14 protein-coding genes and 1 pseudogene are annotated in these 25,161 nt (G+C 65.2%); 3 read left to right on the forward strand and 12 right to left on the reverse strand.

Annotation, left to right across the window (positions count from 1 at the left end; genetic code table 11):
- Nucleotides 1-158 precede the first annotated feature (158 nt).
- The 3 genes from ASE88_RS01285 to ASE88_RS01295 all read right to left on the reverse strand — a co-directional run bounded on the left by ASE88_RS01285 (nucleotide 159) and on the right by ASE88_RS01295 (nucleotide 3,866).
- Entirely contained in the window at nucleotides 159-1,688 is a 1,530-nt protein-coding gene (locus ASE88_RS01285) for an amino acid permease (protein ID WP_235527661.1), read from the reverse strand.
- Between the two features lie 297 nt (nucleotides 1,689-1,985).
- Nucleotides 1,986-2,207: a hypothetical protein gene (locus ASE88_RS19080; RefSeq protein WP_235527663.1), complete on the reverse strand. Its 222-nt coding sequence runs from the start codon at nucleotides 2,205-2,207 to the stop codon at nucleotides 1,986-1,988.
- 342 nt (nucleotides 2,208-2,549) lie between these two features.
- Entirely contained in the window at nucleotides 2,550-3,866 is a 1,317-nt protein-coding gene (locus tag ASE88_RS01295; RefSeq protein WP_056474456.1) for a chloride channel protein, read from the reverse strand.
- 244 nt (nucleotides 3,867-4,110) lie between these two features.
- On the opposite strand from ASE88_RS01295, the gene ASE88_RS01300 reads away from it, so the two are divergent.
- Nucleotides 4,111-5,100 (forward strand): SDR family oxidoreductase, encoded by a 990-nt coding sequence (locus tag ASE88_RS01300; RefSeq protein ID WP_056474459.1) that lies wholly within the window; start codon nucleotides 4,111-4,113, stop codon nucleotides 5,098-5,100.
- Between the two features lie 179 nt (nucleotides 5,101-5,279).
- On the opposite strand, the gene ASE88_RS01305 is transcribed toward ASE88_RS01300, so the two are convergent.
- Together ASE88_RS01305 and ASE88_RS01310 are read right to left on the reverse strand one after the other, a co-directional pair.
- Nucleotides 5,280-6,434: a cellulase family glycosylhydrolase gene (locus ASE88_RS01305; RefSeq protein ID WP_055880360.1), complete on the reverse strand. Its 1,155-nt coding sequence runs from the start codon at nucleotides 6,432-6,434 to the stop codon at nucleotides 5,280-5,282.
- Between the two features lie 74 nt (nucleotides 6,435-6,508).
- A complete protein-coding gene (locus ASE88_RS01310) occupies nucleotides 6,509-9,502 on the reverse strand; it encodes a TonB-dependent receptor (RefSeq protein ID WP_235527671.1) in 2,994 nt (997 codons plus the stop codon).
- A 225-nt stretch (nucleotides 9,503-9,727) separates the two neighbouring features.
- Between ASE88_RS01310 and ASE88_RS01315 the strand changes: the two genes are divergently transcribed.
- On the forward strand, nucleotides 9,728-10,255 hold the full coding sequence (locus ASE88_RS01315; RefSeq protein WP_156348362.1) for a hypothetical protein: 528 nt from the start codon (nucleotides 9,728-9,730) through the stop codon (nucleotides 10,253-10,255).
- Here ASE88_RS01315 and ASE88_RS01320 read toward each other — a convergent pair.
- From ASE88_RS01320 to ASE88_RS18590, 5 genes and pseudogenes are all read right to left on the reverse strand, one after another.
- Nucleotides 10,253-11,275: pseudogene (locus tag ASE88_RS01320) on the reverse strand (family 43 glycosylhydrolase); the annotation flags it as partial. The gene ASE88_RS01315 and the pseudogene ASE88_RS01320 overlap by 3 nt on opposite strands.
- A gap of 12 nt (nucleotides 11,276-11,287) precedes the next feature.
- The gene (locus ASE88_RS01325; RefSeq protein ID WP_235527673.1) at nucleotides 11,288-12,250 is read right to left on the reverse strand and encodes an arabinan endo-1,5-alpha-L-arabinosidase; all 963 of its coding nucleotides are present in this window, start codon (nucleotides 12,248-12,250) and stop codon (nucleotides 11,288-11,290) included.
- A gap of 101 nt (nucleotides 12,251-12,351) precedes the next feature.
- Nucleotides 12,352-13,461, reverse strand: coding sequence for a glycoside hydrolase family 43 protein (locus ASE88_RS01330; protein WP_055880630.1), 1,110 nt, complete (start codon nucleotides 13,459-13,461; stop codon nucleotides 12,352-12,354).
- Nucleotides 13,462-13,541: 80 nt separating this feature from the next.
- A complete protein-coding gene (locus ASE88_RS01335) occupies nucleotides 13,542-15,098 on the reverse strand; it encodes an alpha-L-arabinofuranosidase C-terminal domain-containing protein (protein ID WP_082466088.1) in 1,557 nt (518 codons plus the stop codon).
- Nucleotides 15,098-15,403, reverse strand: coding sequence for a hypothetical protein (locus tag ASE88_RS18590; RefSeq protein ID WP_156348360.1), 306 nt, complete (start codon nucleotides 15,401-15,403; stop codon nucleotides 15,098-15,100). The genes ASE88_RS01335 and ASE88_RS18590 overlap by 1 nt, the downstream gene beginning before the upstream one ends.
- A 432-nt stretch (nucleotides 15,404-15,835) precedes the next feature.
- Here ASE88_RS18590 and ASE88_RS01340 point away from each other — a divergent pair, with 432 nt between their 5' ends.
- The gene (locus ASE88_RS01340) at nucleotides 15,836-16,564 is read left to right on the forward strand and encodes a FadR/GntR family transcriptional regulator (RefSeq protein ID WP_055880626.1); all 729 of its coding nucleotides are present in this window, start codon (nucleotides 15,836-15,838) and stop codon (nucleotides 16,562-16,564) included.
- Nucleotides 16,565-16,978: 414 nt separating this feature from the next.
- Here ASE88_RS01340 and pbpC read toward each other — a convergent pair whose 3' ends face one another.
- Both pbpC and ASE88_RS01350 read right to left on the reverse strand, forming a co-directional pair.
- Complete coding sequence (pbpC, locus tag ASE88_RS01345) at nucleotides 16,979-19,084, reverse strand: penicillin-binding protein 1C (protein WP_056474468.1); 2,106 nt, start codon at nucleotides 19,082-19,084, stop codon at nucleotides 16,979-16,981.
- Nucleotides 19,081-24,834, reverse strand: a complete 5,754-nt coding sequence (locus ASE88_RS01350; protein WP_056474470.1) for an alpha-2-macroglobulin family protein — start codon at nucleotides 24,832-24,834, stop codon at nucleotides 19,081-19,083. Before ASE88_RS01350 ends, pbpC begins: the two co-directional genes overlap by 4 nt.
- Nucleotides 24,835-25,161 lie beyond the last annotated feature (327 nt).

Genomic DNA, 25,161 nt, shown 5'->3' on the forward strand with positions numbered 1-25,161 from the left:
CCGACGGTGGCGCGAGCGCCTTTTTCCAGACCGGCGGCACCGATCCGTTCCGGTATCGAGCGTTTGAACCGGCAGAGCGCAATCGGACAGCGCAGAACCGGCCATCGACGCCGTCTCGCCGCGATCCCGGCTTCGAACGGTCCTTTATCTGGCGGCGCCTAGGGCTGCTCGCCAACGGGCGCCACATATTCCCCCATATCCGGCTCATCGTCCTGCGGCTCACCCCGCTGCAGGTGCGAGTGACGGATGCCATAGACGAAATAGAGCAGGATACCGCCGACCATGTACCAGGCGAAAAACATCAAGACCTTCATCGGCACCGTCGTGATGAGATAGACGCACGACGCAATGCCCAGGAGAGGCACTGCCGGATAGAGCGGTACAGAGAACCCGCGCGGCAGGTCGGGCGCAGCGCGGCGCAGGTAGATGACCGACAGGCAGACGATCGAGAACGCCGCGAGCGTGCCGACCGAGGTCATGTCCCCCAGCACGTTGATGTCGAAGAATCCCGCCGCCACTGCCGTGACGACGCCGACCAGCACCGTGTTGACATACGGTGTCTTGAACGTCGGGTGCACGGTCGCGAACACGCGTGGCAGCAGGCCGTCGCGCGCCATCGTGTAGAAGATCCGCGTCTGGCCATACATCAGCACCAGCACCACCGAGGTCAGCCCGATGATCGCACCGATCTTGATGAGCTTGGCCAGCCACCCCCAGGCCGGGCCGAAACTGTCGACCACCACTGCGACCGGATCGGGAACATTGAGCGCGGTATAGGGCACCAGCAACGTCATGATCGCCGCGACGAGCATGTAGATCACCGTGCACACGATCAGCGCGCCGATGATCCCGAACGGCATGTCCTTCTTGGGGTCCTTGGCCTCCTGCCCCGCGGTCGATATCGCCTCGAACCCGACATAGGCGAAGAACACGATCGATGCGGCGCGCATGACGCCGTCGACGCCGAACTTGCCGGCGCCCTGATTGGCGGGAATGAACGGCGTCCAGTTGCGCGCGACCAGTTCGTTCAGATGCGACAGCACGATCACGCCGCCGACCGCGATGAAGGCGACCAGCACGCCGACCTTGATCGTGACGATGATGGTGTTCACCTTCGCGGATTCCGCCACGCCCCGAACCAGCAGCGCGGCGAGCGCCAGACAGATCAGAAAGGCCGGCAGGTTGAAGATCGTCGTCACCGGCAGACCATCGACGATAACCGGCACGCCGCCGCGGATGAGCGGATACCCGGCCGGCCCTGTGAACTGCGGTGGAATATGGATGCCGAAATCGCCCAGCAGGCTGACGACGTAGCCCGACCAGCCGACCGCCACCACCGACGCGGCAAGACCATATTCGAGCAGCAGCAGCGCGCCCATCGTCCACGCGACGAATTCGCCCAACGTCGTATAACCATAGGTATAGGCCGAGCCGGACACTGGCAGTGTCGACGACAATTCGGCGTAGCACAGGCCGGCAAACGCGCAGACCATACCGGCCACCACGAACGACAGCAGCACCGCAGGACCTGCATGGAGCGCGGCCGCAGAGCCGGTCCGCACAAAGATGCCCGCGCCGATGATACACCCGATGCCGAGCATCAGCAGGTTCCATTTGCCGAGCGTTCGCTTCAGTTCACTTGCGGCGGTTTCGCGCTGAACCTGCGCGATCGATTTGCGCGCAAACATGCGCTCGACGATGCCCCTCGAGGCCTGCCTTGCCATACTTCCCCCGGGGTTAAAAACCAGCCAACCAAACCCGTCCAAGCCTAGCGGGCAACCGGGACAACGCAATGTCCCTTAGCATTCGAGTGGCTTAGCGGCTGGGATGAAATTGCCATTCTGTCCTTTATGGGGGGAACAATGTCTGGTCGTTCCAATGCGGTTTGCCGCCTCTCGACACCAAGGGGCCAGGCAGGTCGGATTTTAGGGGCACGGTCCCGGTCGCTGTCGAAACCCGAGAGTAGGGCTTGCGAGAGGCATCCGCTAAAATCCGGCTCGATCGATCATCGTTGCGACCTCGATCGGCAGCTCGGACTGCGACGTTGGCAATAATCGGTTTAACACGGTCTGCACACGCTTGCGCGCTACCTGATATGCCTTGTGGCGGATCGCGCGCGTTGCGTTGGTTCGCCATGATGCGCTCTCACCGAGCAGCGCCTCCCACTTCGTCTCTTCTGCCTCCAGGATCGAGAGCGCCAGACGCAATCCATCCCGTCGCCCGCGCGCCTACTCGTCGGACATAGCTGGCCTCTCCATCGTTCGCGCAACATTGGCCTCGCTCCAGAAGCTTGGCAAGGCAGGCTCGCCCCCCTGCCGCCGCCTGCACCGCTTGCGTTTGCAAACGTCGGGATCAGCGACGGGCGTCTGAACCGACGACGGGCGTCAAAGCCAGCGATGGGCGGGCCGGCACGGTCGACAGCGCCACCGCGCTGGCCACCTCCAAAGGCAGCGCCGTCGCAGCACGCGTATCTCATGACCGTCTATCGTGGCCATGCCACCTGCGGGCGCGTGCGACGGGTTCCTGCAGACTCAGGCGGATCTGCTCGTTTATGTCATCGAAAAGGTCTTCGACAGGCCGTGGTACAACTTTTCGCGGCACACCCACTGGCTGGCGGCATCGGCGATGAAAGCCGTTGCGAACATCGGCAGCATCAGGCCCCGGCTGGCGGTCGTCTCCGACAGGATGATGACCGCGGTCAGCGGCGCGCGGACGACCCCTGCAAAATAGGCGACCATACCGAGGATCACGATCGCACTCGCCGGCTCGCCGGGAAATACCTCGCGCAGCAGGTTGCCGACGCCGGCGCCGACGGCGAGCGACGGCGCGAAGATCCCGCCCGGGAGGCCGGCGATCGCGGTCGCGGCCGTGGCGATCAGCTTGGCCGGCCCAAACCAGAGCGGGGCATCCACGCCGACGATCATCGCGCGCGCGGACGCATAGCCGGTTCCCCAAGTCAGCCCGGTCACGACGCCCAGCACCGCGACGACACCCCCGCAGATGCCGGCGAACGCCACGGGATGCGCACGGGCCCACCCCGTCAGCCGATTGCGGCTGACCGCCATCGCCAGCAGAACGCGCGAGAAGAGCCCGCCCGTCATGCCACCCGCGACTCCGGCGACCGGGGCGACGATCAGCGCGGACAGCAGCGGCATATGCGCGCCGATCGCCCCGAAGTAGATATAGTCGCCCTGCACCGACTGCGCGACCATCCCGGCGATAACGATCGCGGCGAGGACGAGCAGCGTCACGCGCTGCTCATACGCGGAGGCGAGTTCCTCGATCGCGAACAGCAGCCCGGCAAGCGGCGTGTTGAAGGCGGCTGCCACGCCCGCCGCACCGCCGGCGATCACAACGCCACCGCGCAACGGCACGCGGACGATTCGGTGCGTCACCCCCATGACCGCGGCCGCCACTTGGACGGTCGGCCCTTCCCGGCCGACCGATGCACCGCCCAGCACTGCGCCGATGGTCAGCACCGCCTTTGCCGCGACCGTCCGGATCGAAATCAGCGTTCCGGTGGCGTCGTTCGGATTGCCCTGCGCCGCAATGACCTGGGGAATACCGGATCCCCGCGCGAGCGGCGCATAGCGACGGGTCATCCAGACCAGTCCCATGAAGATGAGCGGCGTCGAGATCAGCGGCAGCCAGCGCCAGGTCGCGGCAAAACGGCCGAAGACCGCGCCTGCCCAGTCGGCAGCCTCCGCGAACAGGGTCGCGACGATGCCTATGAGGATCGCACCCGTCAGGATCGCCACGCGCGTCCGAAACTGCGTCGATCGCGGACCTCGCGCGCGCAGCAACGCTCTGTACCGTGACGGTGTCCAGCGTTTAGCCGGTATAAAGCGATTGATCAGGCCAGCCATGATGCTTCTTTAGGTCCCGCCGCCAGTTAGGCTACCCCCTCCCCGCCCACATGCGCGGCCTGCCGGGGATGGGATCAGCCACGAGGCTCCGCCATCCTTGCCCGAAAGCGGCGTTCGGGACGGTCGTCATGCGTAAACAGCGACGCCTGACAGCGCCGAACGACTGGGACGGTGTGACGACCTGTTTTGGAACAGAAGCAATCGTTTAGCGCTTGGAGTTTTGATCATTCCGGGAGCTAGGACAATGACCGATACCACACGCCGCACCTTCGTGACGGGGGCAGCGATTGCCGCCGGCGCGATCACCGCGACGGCCTCAAGCGCGGCGAAGCCAAACGGTGGCAGTAATGCCGCGACGACACCCGCCGCCGCCGCTTATCCCAAGCCTCCCTACCCCGTACAGCGCCAGCCTTGGCCAGGACTAGCGTCGAAGATGACCCCGCGGCCGGATCACGGCGAGACGAGCTACAAGGGCTCGGGCAAGCTCCTGGGCAAGAAGGCGCTGATAACCGGCGGAGACAGCGGCATCGGTCGCGCGGCGGCGATCGCCTATGCGCGAGAGGGGGCAGATGTCGCGATCAACTACCTGCCCGCCGAAGAACCCGACGCCCGGGAGGTCGTTGCGCTGATCCGCGCCGAGGGCCGCAAGGCGGTCGCCATCCCGGGCGATCTGCGAGACGAACGCTTTTGCCGCCGACTGGTGCAGCAGGCGAGCGAGCAGCTCGGCGGGCTCGATATCCTGATCAACAATGCAGCGCGTCAGCAGACGCGTCCCGGTATCGCGGATATCTCGAGCCAGGACTTCGACGATACCATGAAAACCAACGTCTACGCGCCGTTCTGGCTGACAAAGGCGGCGCTCGAGCGCATGAGCGCGGGCGCGGTGATCGTCAACACGTCCTCCGAGCAGGCGGGAAATCCTTCGCCCGATATCGTGGACTATGCCCTCACGCGTGCCGCGGTGCTCAATTTCACCAAGAGCATGGCCAAGCAGGTCGCGTCCCGCGGTATCCGCGTGAACGCGGTCGCGCCCGGTCCGTTCTGGACGCCGCTGCAGGTCAGCGGCGGGACGACGCCCGAGAAGCTACGGAGCTTTGGCGGGGACTCGCCCATGGCTCGGGCGGGTCAACCTGCCGAGATTGCGGCGCTGTACGTTGCCGCAGCCGATCCGTCGCTGAGCTATTCGACCGGCCAGATCTTTGGATCGACCGGCGGCAACGGTCAGCCGGCGTAACCGGGCGCGCCGTAACTTGTTAAGGTTGCGGCGCGAACCACGCGATCTCGATCGCCGCGGAATGCCATGTCGCACTCCGGTCGACGGAGTTCAGCCATGGACGGCTGTAGGACAATGGAAGATACCGGCCCCGCTGATTACGGCGTTCTCCGTTCCGGACGCTTGACCGACGCGCCTTGCTATTGCCCGTCATTCGCTGTCCGGGCTCGACCTCGCCCGGCACTGGCCGGCTTTGTCAGTACGCGGATCAGCGTTGCTTCGGCAGCGCGATAGGGCGTGCCGTCGGCACGTAACACCTCGTGAAACCACACCGTAGGCTCGTCGGAGGTATAGGGCTTCTTCCAGCTGTCCCATGGCAACCGAGTCTGCGTTTTGCCGTCGACGAAGCCCCAATTGACCATGCCGATATTCAGCCGCTTACCGATCGGCAGCGAACCATCGAAGGTCGACCCTGCCCCCCGCGCCATATATTCCGTGCAGAAAACCGGGCGACCATAGCTGAGCATCTGCCGTGCCCGGGCCTCGAACTTTTCGGGCCAACTATAGTCGTGGAAACTCATGACGTCCGAATTCGCGACCTGGATGCGCTCGACGGGATCGAGCGTCGCCGGCTTGTCCCAATCGTCGCCGATCCACAGCCCGCTGGTCAGCGGCTGGTCCGGATCCGCCGAACGGGCCGCGGTGAACGCCTGCGCGATCAGCTCGGCAACCAGCGCCTTCTTGCCCGGCGTCGGCGCGTAATTCCCGCCACCCTCGTTATTCGGCTCGTTCCATACGTCCCATGCCAGCACGCGATCGTCCTTGGCGAACCGGCCGACGATGTCTTTGACATAGGCCATAAGCTTCGGATGGCCCGCCCGGTCGGCGAGCCGTGCGGCGCCGGGTCCCTGCACCCAGCCCGAATTATGCACGCCGGGTATCGGCGGATGCTGTGGCCCAGAGACCGGGTGGGGATCCCAGCAGCTGTCGAACAGCACGAACACCGGCCGGATATGATGGCGCGCCGCGATCGCCAGGAACGCGTCCATCCTCTGTTTCAACCCCTCGGGATCCTCCTCCCAGAGCAGATTGTGGACGAACACGCGCATCGTGTTCATGCCGAGCCCTTCGGCCCACCCCAATTCCTTGTCGATCGTACCAGGATCGAACGTCGCGGCCTGCCACATCTCCAACTGGTTGATCGCGGTCGCGGGCGCGTAGTTCGCCCCGACGGGCCAGGGCTGGCGGGCATACCAGGCGTTGGCAGCCTGTTTGGTCCACAGGTCGCGGGCATCGGCGGCAGCCGGCAAACCCAGTATCCCGGAGATGGCCAAGCAACGTAGCACGAAGCGCATAGTTCGACTCCCTCATCGGCCCAGTAGACCGCATCTCGGCGGATGGTATTCCACCATCCGCCGCATCAGGCGGGCTAGAGGCGGAACCGTGCGCCTACGCCTAAATACCGTCCTTCGTCACGTACATCGCGGGGGTAGGACCGGTCATCGCCATATTGTGCGTAATTCCGAAACGGCTTCGCGAGGATATTGGCCGCATCGAACGTCAGGGTGATGGCCTTTATGGGCGTGTAGTTGAACGAGAAGTCGAGGCGGGTCACGTTTTCCGTACCTTCGCCAAAATACACGCCATCGACGATCTGGTTGCCGTTCAGGTATCGCGACCGGCCGTTATACGACAACCGGGTCGATATCGTGTCCTTCTCGTAGAATAGCGCCGCGTTGTAGCTCCACTTCGACAGCCCCGGAATGCCGACAAACGGCGGCGACGTGTTCGCAGGGCTAAAATCTACCGGGAATCGCTGACTCCCGTCGAGATAGGTCACATTTCCCTGCACGCCGAAGCCGCTGAACAGTCCCGGTAGGAAATCCAGGAACGTCTGCCCGCCGACTTCGACGCCCTTGATCTTGCCGGCCCCGGCATTGGCCTGGGCGTTCACCTCGATCAAGCCATAGAGCGGATCCTGAAAACGCTGGGTGTATCCCGACAGGAAGCCGAAGAGGTCGCGATAGAAGAAGGATGCGGTCAGCGAAGCATTCTTGGAGAAGTAATATTCGATCGTCGCATCATAGTTTGTCGATGTGAGCGGAGCGAGGTTCGGATTGCCGCCATTGCCATAATAGTTCGGGCGACCCTGAAGATTCGCGGCAAACCGCGGATCGCTGAGGATCGTGACCGGCGTACCATCCGCGTTCACGGTCGGCGAGACGTTGGGTGTCAACGTCACTGCGGGATTGAGCGCGCCGAATTCCGGCTTGGTGCGCGTTTCGGTGAATGCGAAACGGATTTGCAGCTTGTCGTTTGGACGAATGCGCAAACTGGCGTTCGGCAGGATGTCGACATAATTGGCATTGGTCGTGATCGGCTGGGTCGCCGTGACGACACTGCCGTTGGCATCGGTTTGAATGACGCCATTGACCACGACGGGTACCGTCCCCTGGCCGCTATACTTGCCGACGGTGTTGACGACGCGGACGCCGAGCAGACCGTCCACCCCGACCGAGCCGATATCAAATTCATATTTGGCCTGGCCGTAGAAGGCGTAAGTCTGCTCTTTCGCAAGGAACGCCTGTAACGGATCGAGCTGGACGTTCGCGGTCGAGAACAGGCGAAGGGCGTCGCGATATCCGCCGTCGTTCGGATTGGCTGCGACGAGCTTCTGAAGCTGGGCGAGCGAGAACTGGCGCAGTGCAGCGGCATTGCCTTCGATTCCGGCGCGGGTCGGCATCAGCCAGCTCGTCCAGCCTTGCGTGTTTCCGCGAAACGCATCCTGCGTGAGTTCGAGCGCACCCGCGGGCGTGTCGGCCAGCGGGATGTTCAGGTTCTCGGTATAGGCATACCGGTTGCCACGCTTGAGCGACGCGTCGCGATCCGTGAATCGTGCGCCGAATTGCAGCTTGGGGAACAAGGAGACGTCGGTGTCGAGGTCGACGTCGCCACGCCACTGCCAGCCGGCACCCTTCACCCGATACACGCTCTCGAAATAGCCGCGCCATTTGTAATTGGCGGGATTGTCGCGGTCATAACCGGGAAGGCTGAACGCGGTGCCGCCGTCGACGAAGAAATTCACGTCCATCGTCGGCGCGGTGGTCTGCGCCATGTCGAAGCTATATTCGTTCGAGGTGTAACGGCTGCGGGTATAAGCGAGATCACTCGAGATATGCGCGCGGCCGATATTCCACTTGAACCCGCCCGCCGTCTGGTAGGTGTCGGTATTGTTGTTGTTGGTACTGCGATATGCCTGTCCGCGTTCGCCGCCCGTCTTGGTCAGCGTCTGGACCTGGTCCGACTTCCCTTCGCGCAGGACGACGTTCGACAACACGGCGCTGTTGTTGAGAAGCGACGCTTCAAACTCGTCGTTGGCACCGCGACCGCGATACCCCTGATACAGGAAGTCATAGTAGAATTCGAGGTTCGACGCCGGTTTCCACTGTGCGCTGGCATTGACCGCGGGACGCCAGCGTTTTCCGCTATCGTTATAGACACCGATCCGTTCCGGAATGCGAAAGGCACGTCCGACCGAATTCGGGCTCACCGTGACGTTGTCGGGTATCGTCGTCGGAACAAAGCCGCTCGCGAAGCGCACGGCGTTCCGGTACTGCGACTGGGCGTAGGACCCGTTGATCAGCACGCCGACTTCGCCGATCCCGGTGTCCGTACGCGCGCTGACCAGGATGTTGCCCAATGGATCGTATTTTTTGCTCTGGTCGTTATAGGTCCCGCGGATCCCGCCCGCGACGACGAACTTCTCGGTGAAATCGAATGGGCGGCGCGAGCGCACGTTGATCAAGCCGGCAAGACCCGGCTCGAGCAGGTCGGCGGTGCCCGACTTGTAAACCTCGAGACCGGCCAGGGCGCCGGCAGGGAAATCCTGCAGCGCCGAGCGCCGTCCCTCAGCGGTAAAGATGTCACGGCCGTTGAAGGTCGTCGCGACGTCGGGAAGGCCGCGCACGATCACCTGGCTTACTTCGTCACTGGACCGATTGACCTGGACACCAGTGATACGAGCGATCGACTCGGCCGCGGTATTGTCGGGCAGCTTGCCGATATCCTGCGCAACGACGGCATCGAGAATCGCGTCGGAGTTTCGCTTGATCGCCTGCGCGCTGCCGAGGCTGGCGCGATAGCCGGTGACGACGATATCGTCCGTCGACGCGGTCGGGCCAGTATCGACAGGTTGCGCGACATCGTCAGCCACGGGCAGATTTTGGGTTGCTTCGGTGCCGGGGCTCTTGCCCTTTGCTGCATTCGTCGCGCGTTCCTGCGCAACGGGGGCCTGCTCTTCGAGTGATGCGTCCGGAGCGGCTGCCTGCTGCTGCTCCGCAACCGTCGCAGCCTGCCCCCACGCCGCCGTGGTCATCAATGCGAATGGTGCTGCCGAAACAAACAATGCGAAGCGCTTCATCATTTTCCCCTCTCCCAATGCAAGCGGCCCAGCTGTTACCGTGGAACTCACCGTTGATCCCATTTGTCTGACTTAGGGAAACAGGTCAAGGCATTCCCAACGAATGTCGATAGACACTCTTATTGAAACCCGGAATTTGCGCTATTTCAATTGTGGGTCAAATCCCTGCGAGCTCACCCCCTACGAGGACCTGGTGAGATTCGCCGCGGTTTCTAAGGATGACGGCACATGTCTTCGATGACGATCAGGCGTTGGGTTTTCAGCATTGTTGCGGTCGCCATACCGGCTTCGGCAGACGCGGCAGTGATCAGTTGGGGCCGGGCCGGCGTTTCACTCGTGCAGTACCGGGCCGACGCGGTCGAGTGCGGCAAGCTCGGTGCCAATGCCGACATCTCCAAGGAGCCTGCGACGCAGGCTATCGTCGCCGCCGAGCAATTTACCGAACGCAATCTCAACGCATCGATCGCCGGCAGCGATCCGGCACTGGAACAGGCGCTGATGGCGCGACGGCTAAGCCCTGCCAAGAAGCTGGCTGAGGCGCAGGGCGTGATGCTGACCGCGACCGAACTGTGTCTCACACGCCTCGGCTATCACCGGTTCACGCTCACCAGTGACCAAAGCGGGAGATTGGGTCGATTACGCCTGGGCTCGCCCGAGCGTCACGCCTATCTCCACGCCTTGGCAAGCGACCCTGCGATCCTGGCGAAACAGGCGGTGCGTCCCACCGCCGAAGTCGCTACGCCGTCAGATCGATAGCGGCCCGTTCCCGACCGGCACTCCAAAATCGGGGGTGCCGTCGGCGCGATAGCGGAAGCGCTGGACACGCGTATGCCGGTTTGGGTCGTATAGGGGATCGCCGGTAATCGCGTCGTAATCGCGCGCGTGGAAGACCAGGAGATCATTCCCCCGCGTATCCACGGTGAAGCTGTTGTGACCAGGCCCGTAGATCCGCCGTTCGGGTGACGTCTTGAAGACCGGTGTCTGGGATTTGGTCCAGCTGGCTGGATCCAGGAGATCGGCATCGTCGCGGGCCGTCAGCATCCCGAGGCAATATCGCGAGTCGGTCGCGCTCGCCGAATAGGTCATGAACACGCGGCCGTTGCGGATCAGCGGTGCAGGGCCTTCGGCGACCTTGAAACCCTGGATTTCCCAGGGCAGCGTCGGCACCGTCAAGCGGGTAGGCTTGGTAGCGAGCGTCGTGGGCGTCGCCAGCGGCGCCAGATAGAGATTGGAGTTCGTGTCGATCCCCGGCTCCTTCTGCGCCCAGCAGAGATACCGTGTCCCGCGGTTGACGAAGGTGGTCGAATCGAGCGTGAATGTATCCCACGGCGTCTGAAGCTCACCTAGCACCGACCAGGATCCCGTCACCGGGTCGTTCCCGTCGCATTGCAGGACATAGGTGCGGATGCGGAACACATCGTCGCCGTCACCCGCCGCGACATACACATACCAGCGACCGTCGATCTGGTGGATCTCGGGCGCCCAGATGTGGCCGGCCATCTTGCCGGATGCAGGCCGACGCCACAGCACCGTCTCCGGCGCATCGGCAAGCCCCGCGATGGTCGTCGCCCGCCGGAGGATGACGCGGTCATAGGCGGGCACTGACGCCGTAAACGTGTAGAGCCCGTCGGCCTGAAGCGCGATCTGCGCATCGGCGCGCTGGCGGATCAGCGGGTTGACGATCGCTCCGTCGCGAGGCCGCCGCGCCAGCAGCGGGTGCGCGAGTCCGGCGATAGCGGCGCCGGCGACGAAGCTGCGGCGGGTCAGGATATTCATCGGCATCGTCTTTCAGTTGTCGAGCGCCGGCCATCCGTCCCGCGACCAGCGCATCCGCGCCAGACGAAGGGTGGCTGCGCCGTGCCTGTCGCGATCATAGGCATGGTAGATCAGGTAATCGCGACCATCGCGGTCGTGCAGGAAGCCGGCGTGGCCGGGGCCGCGAAAGCGATCCTTGCCGGCCGCATCGGCCTGCAGCAGAACCGTCCCGCCGCCGTCGCGCATCGCGACGCCGGCGCGGTCGACATAGGGCCCGGTGATCGCACGCGATCGGCCGATGACGAGGTGGTAGTCGCTCTTGGCACCCCGGCAGCAATGGTCGAACGACGCGACAAGCCAGTACCAGCCGCCATGATCGACGATGAACGACGCTTCGATCGCGGTATTGGGTCCGGGCGCACGGCGCGCGATCGGGATGAGCGGCGCCCCCGGCACGGCAAGCTTGCCGGTCGCGGGATCGAGCCTGGCGAGCTTCAGGCCGGTCCAATAACTGCCCATGGCGAGCCATTGCCCACCCTGCCGGTCGCGCGCGAAATTCGGGTCGATCGCGTTATAGTCGTCGCCGTCCTTCGACGCGATCACCAGCCCATCGTCGCGCCAGCCATAGCCGGGCTTGGCCGGATCGAGCGTCGGGCTTGTCAGCAGTCCGATCACCGACCGCTGCTTGCCGAAGGTCGAAACCGAATAATACAGCCGATACCGTCCGTTGGCGTAGGCAATATCGGGCGCCCAGATATCCTTTGCGCCCGGCACCGCCGCGAGCGCCCAGTCCGGGATCGCCGCGATCGGTCCCGGCAGCGCGCGCCAGGTGACGAGATCGCGCGACGTGCGCGCGAGGATCGGCAACCGACCATTTTGTCCCGTCGAATAGGAATAATAGCTGTCGCCCTCTCGGATCAGCACGGGATCATGCGCCGGCACGATGTCACCGGATAGCCGATCGTTCAGCGACGGCGGCACTGGTGTCGCGCTCACGAGCGAGAACGCCGCGACGACGAGGCAGGATATGGCGCTCGAACGCCAGTCAATCGTCGCCGTTCCGATCTTCGCTGCCGACGTCTTACGGCCCGGCCGTGTCATCGACGTCCGCCGAAATAACGTTCGAGACGCTTCACTTCCTCCGGGGTGACCGCCATCACCGCGCCGTGCTTGGGCTGGGCGAAGTTCGTCGCCTTCATCGGCGACCCGGGATCGTTGAACCGACCGATGTTGCGGAACGTGACGAAGTCGGTTGTCTCCGCAAACCCCATATTGTTGGGTGTCACCCCGAAGACGTCGTACATCAGCACCCACGTATTCGTGCCGTATCTGCGCCAGAGGTTGGGGGCTTCGGCGGCCACCGTCTCCGGATCGATCTTGCGGGGGTCGTAAACATAACCGCGATCGACCCGACCCGATACCGCCTGACGGATGCTGCCGGGCTTTTCGTGCGCGACGTAGAACATCCGGTACTTGCCACCGACGAGAGTGATATCGGCGTCGATCGTGTTCACCTCCGATCGCGGATATTCCAGGACCTTTTTTGGGACCGTTGTCAGCGTCGTGAAGGCGTCATCAGCCTGGGACGCGACCATGAAATTGGGCCCGTTGCCGATCCGCGTGGTGAAATAGACCATCATGCGGCGGGTAGTCGGGTCGTAGATCATCTCCGGTGCCCAGGCGTTGCCCGCGTTTTTGTACGCCGGGAACAGCCGCGACACGTCGACCTTCGCCAGCGTCCAGTGGAGCAGGTCGACGCTCTTCATCAGCAGGAGGTTGCGGTTGTTGCCCCAGCCATACTCCTTTTCGGGACGTTCCCACTCGGTCGTCCGCAGGCCCTCCCGTTTCCCGAATATGTGCAGGTCGGTCATCGCCATGTAGAAGGCGCCGTCGGGCCCGCGCGTGATATGAGGATCGCGAACCCCCTTCTGATCGGCGATCGACCGCCCCGCGAGTATCGGTCGACCTCCGTTCACGTCGGTGAAGGCAAGCCCGTCGCGCGATGTGGCGAAATAGATCGAATGCGTATCGTCTTTGAAATAGACGAGCAGATACGCGGATCGCTTTCCGACTGCGGCTGCCCCGCGCGCCGCCCCCAGGCGCGGGACGATGGTCAGCTGCCGATTGCCCGTTTTCTGGGCGGCCGGGGGCGCTGCATCCGTTGCTGCAGCGCCCATCACGACCACGGTCGCCAAGCCGCAGGTCATGACGGCCTTCGACAGGTGCATCACCAACGCACGGACCCTGCCGGGACGAACCGAACCACGAGCCTGCATCGTCGCCGGCATCATCGGATGTCGAGCATCACGACCGACTTGGGCGGCAGCGTCACCGTCAGCGTTCCGTTCGCCAGTGTCGCACCGGTGAATGCCGCAGGCTTGACGACATCGGGGGCATCGAACGTGTTGTGTGCGTCGATCGCCGACGCGGTCAGGATGCGGCCCGTGATACCGGCCCCCGTCACGCCATCGAGCTTCACCGATACCGTCGCAGGCTGGTTGGGATCGACGTTGGTCAGGCCCATGTGCACCGCGCCATCGACGCCGCGCACCGCACTCGCGCTGACCGCCTTCAGCGTCCACTGGTTCTTGTTGTACCAGCGCGACTGCACGTCGACCGGCAGGACGACGCCGTCCTGATAGTCCTTGTACATGTCGAAGACCCAATAGGTCGGCGTGCGCACCATCCGGTTGCCGTCGGTCAGCAACATCGCCTGCAGCACATTGACCATCTGCGCGATGTTCGCGCCGCGCAGGCGGTCGGTGTGGCGGGCGAAGATGTCGAAGTTGAGGCTGGTCACCAGCGCATCGCGGAGCGAGTTCTGCTGGTAGAGGAAGCCAGGATGGCTGCCCGGTTCCTGATCGTACCAAGTGCCCCATTCGTCGACGAGCAACGCGACGCGCTTGCCCGGATCATACTTGTCCATGCGCTTGGCATGTTCGGTAATGTAATCATCCATCTTGACGGTCTTGGCGAGCGTCCGCGCCCACTGATCCTCGTCGAAGCCGGTCGCTGCACCCTTTTTCGCCCAGTCGTACGGAATTGTGTAGTAATGAACACCGATGCCGTCGAAGTGCGCGCCGGCATCGCGCATCATCACATCGGTCCAGTTATAATCATCCGCATTGGCACCGCTGGCGATCTTCATCACACGCTGGCCCTCGGGCATCTTGACGAACGTCGAATACCGCCTGGTGACATCGGCCGCATATTCCGGTCGCATATTGCCACCGCAGCCCCAAAGCTCGTTGCCGATACCGAACATCGGCAGCTTCCACGGTGCCTTTCGGCCATTGGCCGCGCGTTCCTTGGCCAGGCTGGAGCCGGTCGGGGAGGTCATGTACTCGACCCACTCCGCCATTTCGCTCGGCGTGCCGTTGCCGACATTGCCCGACACGTACGGTTCGGCACCAACCATCTCGGAATAGTTCATGAACTCGTGCGTACCGACCGCATTGTCCTCGGTCACGCCACCCCAGTTCGTGTTGATCTTGACCCTGCGCTTGGCGGGGGCACCGATGCCTTCACGCCAGTGATATTCATCGGCGAAGCACCCGCCCGGCCACCGGATCACCGGCGTGCGGATCGCCTTCAACGCGTCGAGAACGTCGGTGCGGTAGCCGTTGACGTTGGGAATACGGCTGCCCTTGCCGACCCAGATGCCGCCATAGACGCCTGTACCGAGATGTTCTGCGAACTGACCGAAGATCCGCTTGTCGAATTTCGGCGCAGGCTTGTCGCCGTGCACCGTGACCGCCGCCGGTGCCCCGTCGACGGGAGGCGCCTGCTGGGCCAGTGCAGGACTGGAAAGCACGAGCGCAATCGCGGTGAACATCATTCGCATCATTCAGTCTCCGATGCGCGCGCCGGGCGCGCCTTGTCGAGGGTGGTTTGCTCGCCGGTAAGCGGGGTGAGGTGAAGGGCGAGATACCTAGGCGTTGGCCCAGATATCGGCCCAAGCGACGACATTGTCCGGGATTTCGCAAGCGGATCGCTGAACGCGCTGCATGGGGAGTTGCCGTCGACCGCCGGTTGCTCGCAGCCAGCCAATAGCGTGCGACGTCCATGCGGCACGCCCCTCGTCGATTTCCGCCCGCCCGGCGAGTAACGGCCGAGATCGTCATAGGAGAAGGCAAGCATGTTCATCACGATCGATCTCTCGCCTGCAAGATGCGCGCGCCTGCCCACGATCGATGCCTACATCCCGCATACGTCGACTGTGTCGGCGTTTTGCCGCGGCCGGATGTAAGCAGGGTTCCAGTCGCGCGCGGTTTGCCGCGCCAAAAGCCTGCAGAATTCTGCCAATCGGTTCGCTTCGGCTCGATATGTATGGCTTGCAGTCTCACCGCCCCAGCCAACGCGGAGCCGGTGTTCTGCAGCGCGGTCGCGGCCACGCCAGCCAAGATCGACGGTTGGCGCAATGCCACTCTCCTCCCCACATTTCATGGATTTTCTCCATGTCTTGTCCGACAATAGCAACCGATTTTTAATGTGCAAGTGTGTCGGGCGCGTTTTCGGACTCGTCTCGCGCTTGCGTCGCACCATTGGCTCTGCGTAAGTCTCGTTAAATTTGGAGACGTGATGACTGCTGGGAAACGAGGTCGTCCGGCGCATGTTAAGCTGGCACAGAGCATCGGCGTTGCGATCGTCACGGGTCGGCATCAGCCGGGAAGCCTGTTGCCGGGCGAAATCGATCTAGCCGGAAGTTTCGGCGTGTCGCGCAGCGTCATCCGAGAAGCGCTGCGTATGCTCTCCGCCAAAGGACTGGTCGAAAGTCGGCCAAAAATCGGCACGAAAGTCCGTGAGCGGCATGATTGGAATCTGCTGGATCCGGAGATGCTTGGCTGGATGTTCGATGGCGAGCCGCCGCTCCCGTTCGTACGCAGCCTGTTTCAATTGCGCCTGATCGTCGAGCCTGCCGCGGCGGAACTTGCAGCGGCCGGCCGCACCGCGCGGCAATTGTCGGGAATGGGCCACGCCCTCGAAACGATGGCACAGCACGGACTGTCGAGCGAGACGGGCCGTTCGGCCGACTACGAGTTCCATGCCCTGATCCTGCAAGCAACCGAGAACGAACTTCTGGTCAGCCTGTCCGCAAGCATCGCCGCCGCAGTCCGCTGGACGACGTTCTTCAAATATCGACATGAAAAACACCCGCGCGACCCGTTGCCGGAACACCGCGCGTTATTCGAGGCGATCGCCAATAGCGATGCGATCGGCGCACGCGATGCCACGCGTGCGCTGATTCATCAGGCCCAACGCGACACGGAATATGCAATGGGCATCGAGGCGCGCCGGGTGATCGCTTAGGCTCGGCACGTATCGGCCAAAGCGCGTATATGTCGGATCGCCGCGTAGGCGACGAAGACTAGCGACACGACCGGGCAGCGGTCATGGCGGATAGCAGGCCAGCGCCGGTCCCTCAGGCGCTTAACTATGCGCGCCACCGCCGTTTCCATCTCGTCGGATTGGTGCTCGACATATCCATTCCTGCAGCCGGCCTGACTTCAAGAATTTTTGAGGAGCACAGGGGCATCAAGCCTGTGCGATTGCCCGCTGGACCGCGATGTGATGCCGGGTCAGCACCTCGATGTCGATCACGCTGATGTGGGATCGGCTGGCGTCAACATCACCGCCGGTCGCGCATCACCGGCAGATGTCGGCAGTGAGCGCGGTCTGCGGCAACGCGTGCAGCGGGCGCAGCGTCGCTGGCCAGACGAAACTTTACCGGATCGTGACGATGACCTGATCGGCGGCACGACCGGCGGCGTCGACAAGTCGCAACCGGTGGCGGCCCGGCGGGGCAAAGAACAGCAATTGCTGGGCGGCGGGGCCGAGGTCGCGATCGTCGAGGAAGACGTGGTGGGCGCGGACATCGCCGGTCGTCTCGATCGCCAGACGCTGACGGCCGGCGGGGATATCGGGGTCGATCGCATAGACGCTACCCGAAGCGGGATTGACGATCCGCGCACGGCGCGCAGTGGCGGGCGCCGCGGCGATCAGCGACTGACCGGTGCCGCGCAGGAAATATTCGAGCCGCGGCTGCTCGATCGCGTCGGCAAAGGCGATGCGTCGGCGCTCGACGCCGGCCGGCATCGACGGGCCTGCGTCTTCGTCGCGATCGAGCGCGAGCATGACGTCGCGCCAGACCGGCGCCGCGCCGCTCGTACCCGAAACCGCGCGCATCGGATCGCCCTCGACGTTGCCGACCCAGACGGCGACCGTGTAGCGCTGCGAGAAGCCAACGCACCAATTGTCGCGCATGCCTTTCGACGTGCCCGTCTTCACCGCGGTCCAGAACGGCAACCTGAGCGCCGAATCCAGCCCGAACGTGGCCGCCCGCGCGTTGGGATCGGCCATCATGTCGGCGACGATCCAGGCTGCCGCCGGCGTCGTGACCCGGCGGGCGGTGCTGCGCGGGGCATCGACCGTCAGTCGTAGCGGCGACCAGCGTCCGCCATTGGCGAGCGATCGGTACGCGTCGGCCTGTTCGAGCAGCGTCACTTCGGCCGATCCGAGCGCGAGGCTGAACCCATAATAGTCGTCATCCTCGACCAGGCCCCGATACCCCGTATCCCATAACCGGTCGCGAAACGGCTCAACCCCCACGAGCAGCAGCGTCCGCACCGCGGGCACGTTGAGCGATCCCGCCAGCGCGCTGCGCACCGACACACGCCCCTTGAACCCGCGATCGTAATTCTGTGGAACGTACAGCCCCGATGCGGTGTCGAGTTGGACCGGCGAGTCGTCGAGCACTGAGGCCGGCGTCAGATAGCCGCGCTCGATCGCCTGCGCGTAGAGGAACGGCTTCAGCGTCGATCCCGCCTGGCGATACGCGTTCGCGGCATCAACCGCCGGCGCCGTCGATGCGCCGCCGATCCCGCCGACATAGGCAAGCACGTCGCCGGTCGCATTGTCGATCACTACCGCCGCGCCGTCGCGCGCGCGCGACCCGCCTAGCCCCTGGAGCTGGCGACGCAGCGCGGCGGCGACACGGCGCTGGATCGCGGCATCGAGCGTCGTCGTGATCCGCAGCCCCGGCTTGGTGAGCAGCCGATCGGCGAGATGCGGCGCGAGACCGGGATCGAGCGCCAACGTCCGCGCCGGTCCGAGCATCGACGCCGCCTCGCTGGCAAACCGCGCGCAATCGCCCTCGCCGCCGATCCTGCACGCCCGCGCGGCGATCCGGTCCGCGGACGCCTGCGGATCGGGAAGTAAAGCGGTCAGCAGCAGCGAGTCGTCGCGCGCCAGCGCCGCCGGGGTCTTGCCGAACAGCGACAGTGCCGCCGCGCCGATCCCCTGCGCCTCGCCGCGGAACGGCGCGAGGTTGAGATACGTCTCGAGGATCTGGTCCTTGCTCCAGGTCATCTCCAGCGCTTGCGCCGCGCGCATCTGGCGCAGCTTGTCGCGCCAGCCCCGCGCGCCGGGCATGGCGAGCGTCGGCGACAGGAACGCGGCGACCTGCATCGACAGCGTGCTCGCGCCCCTGCCGCGCTCCCCTTTCGCGCGCGACCGGAGCGACCCGAGCACTGCGAGCCAATCCACCCCGCCATGGCTACGAAACCGCGCGTCCTCTGCCGCGACCACGGTGGCGGGCACTACCGGCGCGATCTGGCCGAGCGGCACCCACGCCAAGCGCCTTGCCGCGAAATTGACGCGCGCGCTGTCGATCAGCACGCCGTGACGATCGTACAACCACGCCTCGGACGGTTTCCACGCCGCGCGGACCTGCGCATAGCCCGGCAGGGGCGGCGGGAACGTCGCCCAGTCGCACCCGACCGCCACGAGGATCAGCACCAGCAATCCGGCGAGCGCCGCGCGCTGCGTCATCGATCCGCGACGACCATCGTCTGATTCGGCACCGCCGCATGGATCGCCGGCGAATACATTGCCTCGACCCGGCTCGGCGGCATCTGGAACCGACCGGCGCCGTTCAACCGCAGCGTGTACGACACGGTGGCGGTGCCCTTGGGCAGCCATGCGAAATAGGCGCGCCACGTATCGCGCCCGCGCTCGACATAGCTCGGCCCGCCGCCTTCACTTTCGCCCCCTTCACTGTCGCCGCCCTGCTGGAGCAGTTGCGATTGCCCGCCGAGATCGCCGATCACCGTCGCACCCGCGGGCACGGGATCGCTGATCGCAACCCAGTTCCGCTCGGCGCTCGCCTCGACCGTCAGCGTCACGCGCAGCACGTCGCCTGTCGTCAGCCGCGCTTTGTTGCGCGCCTGCACGACCTCGACCTTCCGCGTCAGGCGATACCCGGCGAACAGCGGTTGCTTGAGCGGCACCGCCGCCGAGACGGATACGGTCGCCCATGGCCCCGCGCCGCCCGCCTGCGCCAGCCGCAGCGGCCCCGCCGCCGCGAGCGGGAACGCCGTCGACCGTGCCGCCTCCGCCAAGGGCCAGCCGCGCGCGATGCTGCGCCCGCCATAGGACAGCATCGTCGCACCGGTGACGGCCTGCGCCGGATAGAGCTGCGCAAAGCGACGCGCGGCGATCGCCCCCCACGCATTGGCGGTCGTCGTGTCCCAATGCCCGCGCGACTGGCGCAGCGCCGTGCCGACCATCAGCCGCGGCGCATCGTCCTGCCAGCCGGGCCGGCCGAGCACCGCGGCGGTGACCTTGTTCGCGGCCTCGTCCGGCGACGACATCAGCCACCAGGACGCGTTGGCCGAATCCGACAGATCCAGCCGGGTGCCCTCGAACACCAGCCGGGTCCGCAACACCGCCTCGGCCTGCGCCTTCGCTTCGGTCGAGGTGCCGGGGATCGCATCGAGCGCCGCAATATAATCGGCCAGGCTCGCGGTCGGCATGTCGGCGGGCGTCATCCCGATCTGGCCGAACATCGCCGACGTCGCCTCACCCTGCCGCGCCAGTGCCGACAGCGCCGCGATCTTGGTCAGGCGGACATCGCCATAATCCTCGCGACGCAGCCGTCCATCGAGCACCGCCTTCATCGCCTCGATCATCCGCGCGCGCTGCACCGGCGGCAGCGACAGGTTTGCCGCCCCCGCGATGGACAGGACATAGGCGGTAAGCGCCTCCGACCCCTGCAGGCTGTCACCCGGGAAATAGCGCAGCAATCCGTCGGGCGCCTGATAGGTCGGAATTTCGCCTGCCAACCCCGTCCAGCCCGCCATGTCGCCCAGCACGATGATCCGCGACAGCCGCTGTTCGAAACAGTTGAACGGATAGCGCGCCATGTAATCGCGCACGCCCGCGAGCGACGGCGCCAGCGTATCGGCGAGGCGGATGTCGACGCTGCCCCGTCCCGGCAACGCGCCGGCCGGCGGTGCGATCGGGATCATCGTATCGTCGCCGACATGCGCGAGCGTCGCCGCCCAGATCTCGGTCGGCACCGCCGAAATGACGTCTTGCGTGACCGTCAGTTGATCGGCGGCACGGCCATCGTCGCTTTTCGCGCTGACCCGCCAGCGCAGCGTGTCGATCCCGGCGGGCGCGGTGAGGTTCCAGGCGACCGGTGCGGCGCCGCCCGCTGGAATGGTGACGGTCAGCGGCTTGCCCTGCGCGATCCGCGGGACGACGTCGACGCTCGCGGTCACCGTCATCGGGCGGTCCGATCCGTTGCGCAGCGTGAACCGCGCCCCGTAGAAATCGCCCGATCGGACCAGTGGCGGCAGACCCGCATAGAGCGACAGATCCTGCGCGGTGCGGATATCGGTGCTGCCGGTGCCGAACGCCTGCGCGCCATCGGTGGCGATCGCGACGAGCTGGAACGACGACAGTGCATCCGACAACGGCACTGCGATGCGCGCGCGCCCTTGCGCGTCGAGCGGCACATGCCCCTTCCACAGCAGCACCGGCTGGAAGTTTTCGCGGTTGAGCCCCGACAGGTCGCCGCCACCACCGCCGCCGCCTGCTTCGAGTGCCTTGCGTCCATAATGGCGTTTGCCGACGACTTGCATCTGCGCGGTCGCGGTCAGCACCGACAACGGACGATCGCCCATCATCGCCTCGAGGATGTTCCAGCTGTCGTTCGGCGCGAGCTGGAGCAACGCCTTGTCGACCGCCGCGAACGCGACATCGGCCTCGCGCGCCGGGCTGCCGTCCGGCTTCTTCACCTGGACGAGGACGTTGGCGGTACCCCGCGGCGCATAACGTTCGCGGTCCGCCTTGACCGCGACGCCGAGCGTATGGCCTTCCCAGCCGACCTTCACCTTGGCGATGCCGAGGCGATAGGCGGGCTTGGCGAGATCGACCAACGCAGTCGGTTCCTGCGCCTCCTCGGGCGTGTCCGACAGGCCGAGCGTCCGCGCGATACGGTGCACCCAGCTCCAGAACCCGCTCTCGACACGGCCGCGCACGACCAGCACCGAGACATAGACGTCGGGCGCATAGGCCGCGTCCATCGGCACCTCGATCACCGGGTCCTTGCCCGACAATTCCGTGACGAAACTCGACAACACCCCCTCGCGCTCGACGCTGACCAGTGCGGTCGCCGCGCGGAACGGCATCCGCACCTGGAACCGTGCGGTCTCGCCCGATGCATAAGCGAGCTTTTCGGGGACGACGTCCATCCGGTCACCATTGTCGCCGCCGAACCACCAATCGTCGTCGCCCGCGAGCCACACTGATTTGACCGAGCGCGCGACATTGCCGTCGGCATCGGTGGACGTGGCCACCGCATAGATCTCTCCCGAGACGCCGGGGTCCGCCTTGCACTGCGCAAGCCCCTGCGCGTCGGTCGTGGCGCTGCACGACGCGGACAGCTTGGTCGTCCGCATCCGGTTGTCATAGGCGTAGAACCCGCCGATCAACCGCCGCCGCGCGGTCAGGATCTGGCGACTGTAGAACGCGACCGACAGCTTTTGCCCCTTGATCGGCTTGCCATCGGTATCAAGCGCGACGAAGCGCAGACGCAGATCGTCCGCGCGCATCATCCAGCCGTCGGCCGCGACGCCAAGCTGGACGCCCGCGGCATAGACCGGGATCGATTTCGACGCGGTCAGCGTCTCACCGTTCGCGTCGCGATAGTCCATCTCGATCTGCATGTCCGCGGTGCCGGGCAGCGTCTGCGGCATGTCGACGGTCATCCGGCGCGTGCCGTCGGTGCCGAGCGTCGCCGGCAGCATCTGGGTCGGCGGCAGAGGCGTCTTGGCATCCTCCCCCTCGCCGTCGAGCGGCTTGACGCCTTCCGCGATCGCATCGCCGCCGAAGCTGTATGCGTCGTAGCCGGTCGGCGTGGCGCTATGCGCGAACCAACCGATGCGGACGTTGACCGGCAGGTTCGCTGCGCCGCCGCCCGACAGATACCCGGCGAACAGATCGAGTTGCGCCGTGCGCGGTTTGACCAGCGCAGTCTTCGGCCCGGTCACGCTCGCGCGCATCGTCGGCAGGCGGTATTCGTCGACCTTGAACGACTGGGCGGATTCGGTGGTGGTATCGCCGACCACGAAGACGAGGTCGTAATCGCCCATCGGCGCGCCCTTGGAGGCGGTCCAGACCGTCTCGCCGGTGCCGTTCGCGCCGATCGTCACGGGCATCTCGAACTGCGTGTCGGATCCGCGATGCGACAGCCTGAGCGTGCCGGTGAAGCCCGGCGCCAGCGAAAAGCCGCGCGCGTCGGGGCGGCGCAGGATGTGCTTCATGTGGATCGTCTCGCCCTGGCGAACCAGCGCGCGATCGAACACGGTGTGGATCATGTCGGTCGCCGCCGAATAGCCGTACGGCAGGTCGAAGTCATAGGGGCGGATGCCCTCGCCCCAGTCGGTCAGGGTAAAGCTGAAATCGTCGCCGCTGCGCGCCGAGATCATCAACGGATGCGCCCCGCCCTCGCCTTTGCAACTGCCATAGGTCTCCGGCTCGGGCAGGCCGCGTGCGACCATCAGGCCGCCGGTCTTGTCGGTCGCACCGCGCGCGAGTGGCTTGCCGGTGCAGCTGTCGCTGACCTGCACCACCGCGTTCGCCACCGGTTTGCCGGTCGACAGCCGCGTGACCCAGGCGAGAGAACGATCGCGGCCCCATTCGAAATGAACCGCGAGATCGGTAACCAGCGCGGCGCTGGCGACGTAGCGCGGCACGTTGCGCCCGAGCAGTGCGCGACCGAGCGTCGGGCTCGCGAGTTCGACGACGTAGAAGCCGGGCTTGCCCAGCGGCAGGCCGACGACTTCGAAATCCTTGCCCTTGCCTGGTAGGTCCAGCTTGAAAGGGTCGCCCGCCCCACTGTCTCCGCTCCCGAACAATATCGGCTTCTCGCCGGTGTGGTTGATCTGGATCGGCTCCGCACCCTTGCGCTCGATCGTCTGGATGTCGGTCTTGCCGGCATCCTCGACGCGGCGCAGCCACGCGGCGATCTCGCCATCGGTGCCGGCGACGCGCAACCGCTGGCCACCGATACCCGCGGTCTGCCCCTGCAACGACGGCTCGACGTTGCGGACGGTAACCGGCAGCACGCCGCCCTGCTTGGCCTCGAGTATCCCGAAGTCGGCCGCGAATTTCACCAGCGGCGGCGCCTCGTCGAACTTCACCTGGAGCGGAAAGCGCTCGCGGTTCGCAAGGATACGGCCGGTCTCGTCCTTGAGTTCGGCTGGCACCGACAGCGTGGCGCGCGTGGCTGCGGGTAACGGCGCGGCGAAGGTCACCTGTTCGATCGTCGCGCGGCGCTTGTCGTCGTCGGCAAAGACCGGTGCGATCGTCTTGCCATCCGCCAGCGTAAGGCGGATCGCGGTCGCGGCACTCATCGGGATCGGTGCCGAAAAGCGGAGATAGGCCTTCTCGACCGGGCTGCATCCTGCGGCGGTGTTGACGCGCGAACATTCGAACCGCGCGGTGAAGGGTTTGCGAACGGTGAAATCGAACCGCTGGTCCGCGCCGGCCAGCTTGCCGCTGGCGCTAGCGATGTTCGCGCCCCAGACCAGCACCATGTCACGGCCCGGTGGCAACGGTCGACGGCATTTCAGCGCGGTGACGCCGGCGAGCGCGCGCTGGCGCAACGCCGGATCGCTGGGCAGCGTCTTGGGCAGCCCTGCGCTGTCGAGGAAATTACCGACCTGATAGGCATCGCCCATTCCTGCCAGCAGCTTGGCCGGAAGATCGGGCGCGAGAACGTCGACCGCGATCTTCTCGCCGATCCCGTCGACCGCGCAATAGGCGTTCGCGGCGATCGACATCCGCGTCGCCGGCATGTTCGCCGCGACGAGGAAGACCTGGTCCTCCTCGATATCGCCATAGCCCGGCATCACGGCGCGCGCGACGGGGCCGCCTGCATCGACGGTGAAACTGTCCGCATCGACCGCGTAGCCCGCAGCGCTCTTGAGGCCATCGCGCGTCGCCAGCGTGCAGCGCGTACCACCGGGCAAGGGTTGCGCGAACTCCCAGACATAGGTCTGCGGATCGGCCCAGCGCCCCTCGCCCGGCACCGCGCATTCGACCTTGAGCGGCGAAGCGGCACGCGGATCACCTAACGGTACGATCGCATCGCTGAACCGCACGGTAAACCGGGCGATCGCGCCATCCGATAGGTTGGGCGTGGCCAGCGTCACATGCGGCTTACCGCCACCGAACGCGGCAACCGGTGCAACAACGATCGCGAGCGCCGCCCACAGTCTAGCAAATCGCATGCCCGCTCTCCCCCCTGACAGGATACGGATCAGGACGCGCTAGTCCAGACGAAACCCGGTGATGACCGCATTCACCCTCGCGACGAACGCAGAAATAGCGGCTAGCGACGAGCGCAGCGTTGCTATCAGATACGGTCCTCCGGATATATGAGACTGGACTTCGCACCCACTGCGGGGCCAGATCTTTGACTTCGATCCATTATCGATCGAACGCATCGGCAGTCGCTCGGCAAATCTTTCTGAAGTAAAGCTAAAATGCCTAATTCGCTCGCCCCTGTCCTGACGCTGCGGGCACCACATCGCCGGCTTGAGGCGCGATAGCCAATC

Source organism: Sphingomonas sp. Leaf38, assembly GCF_001421825.1.
Taxonomy (GTDB): Bacteria; Pseudomonadota; Alphaproteobacteria; order Sphingomonadales; family Sphingomonadaceae; genus Sphingomonas.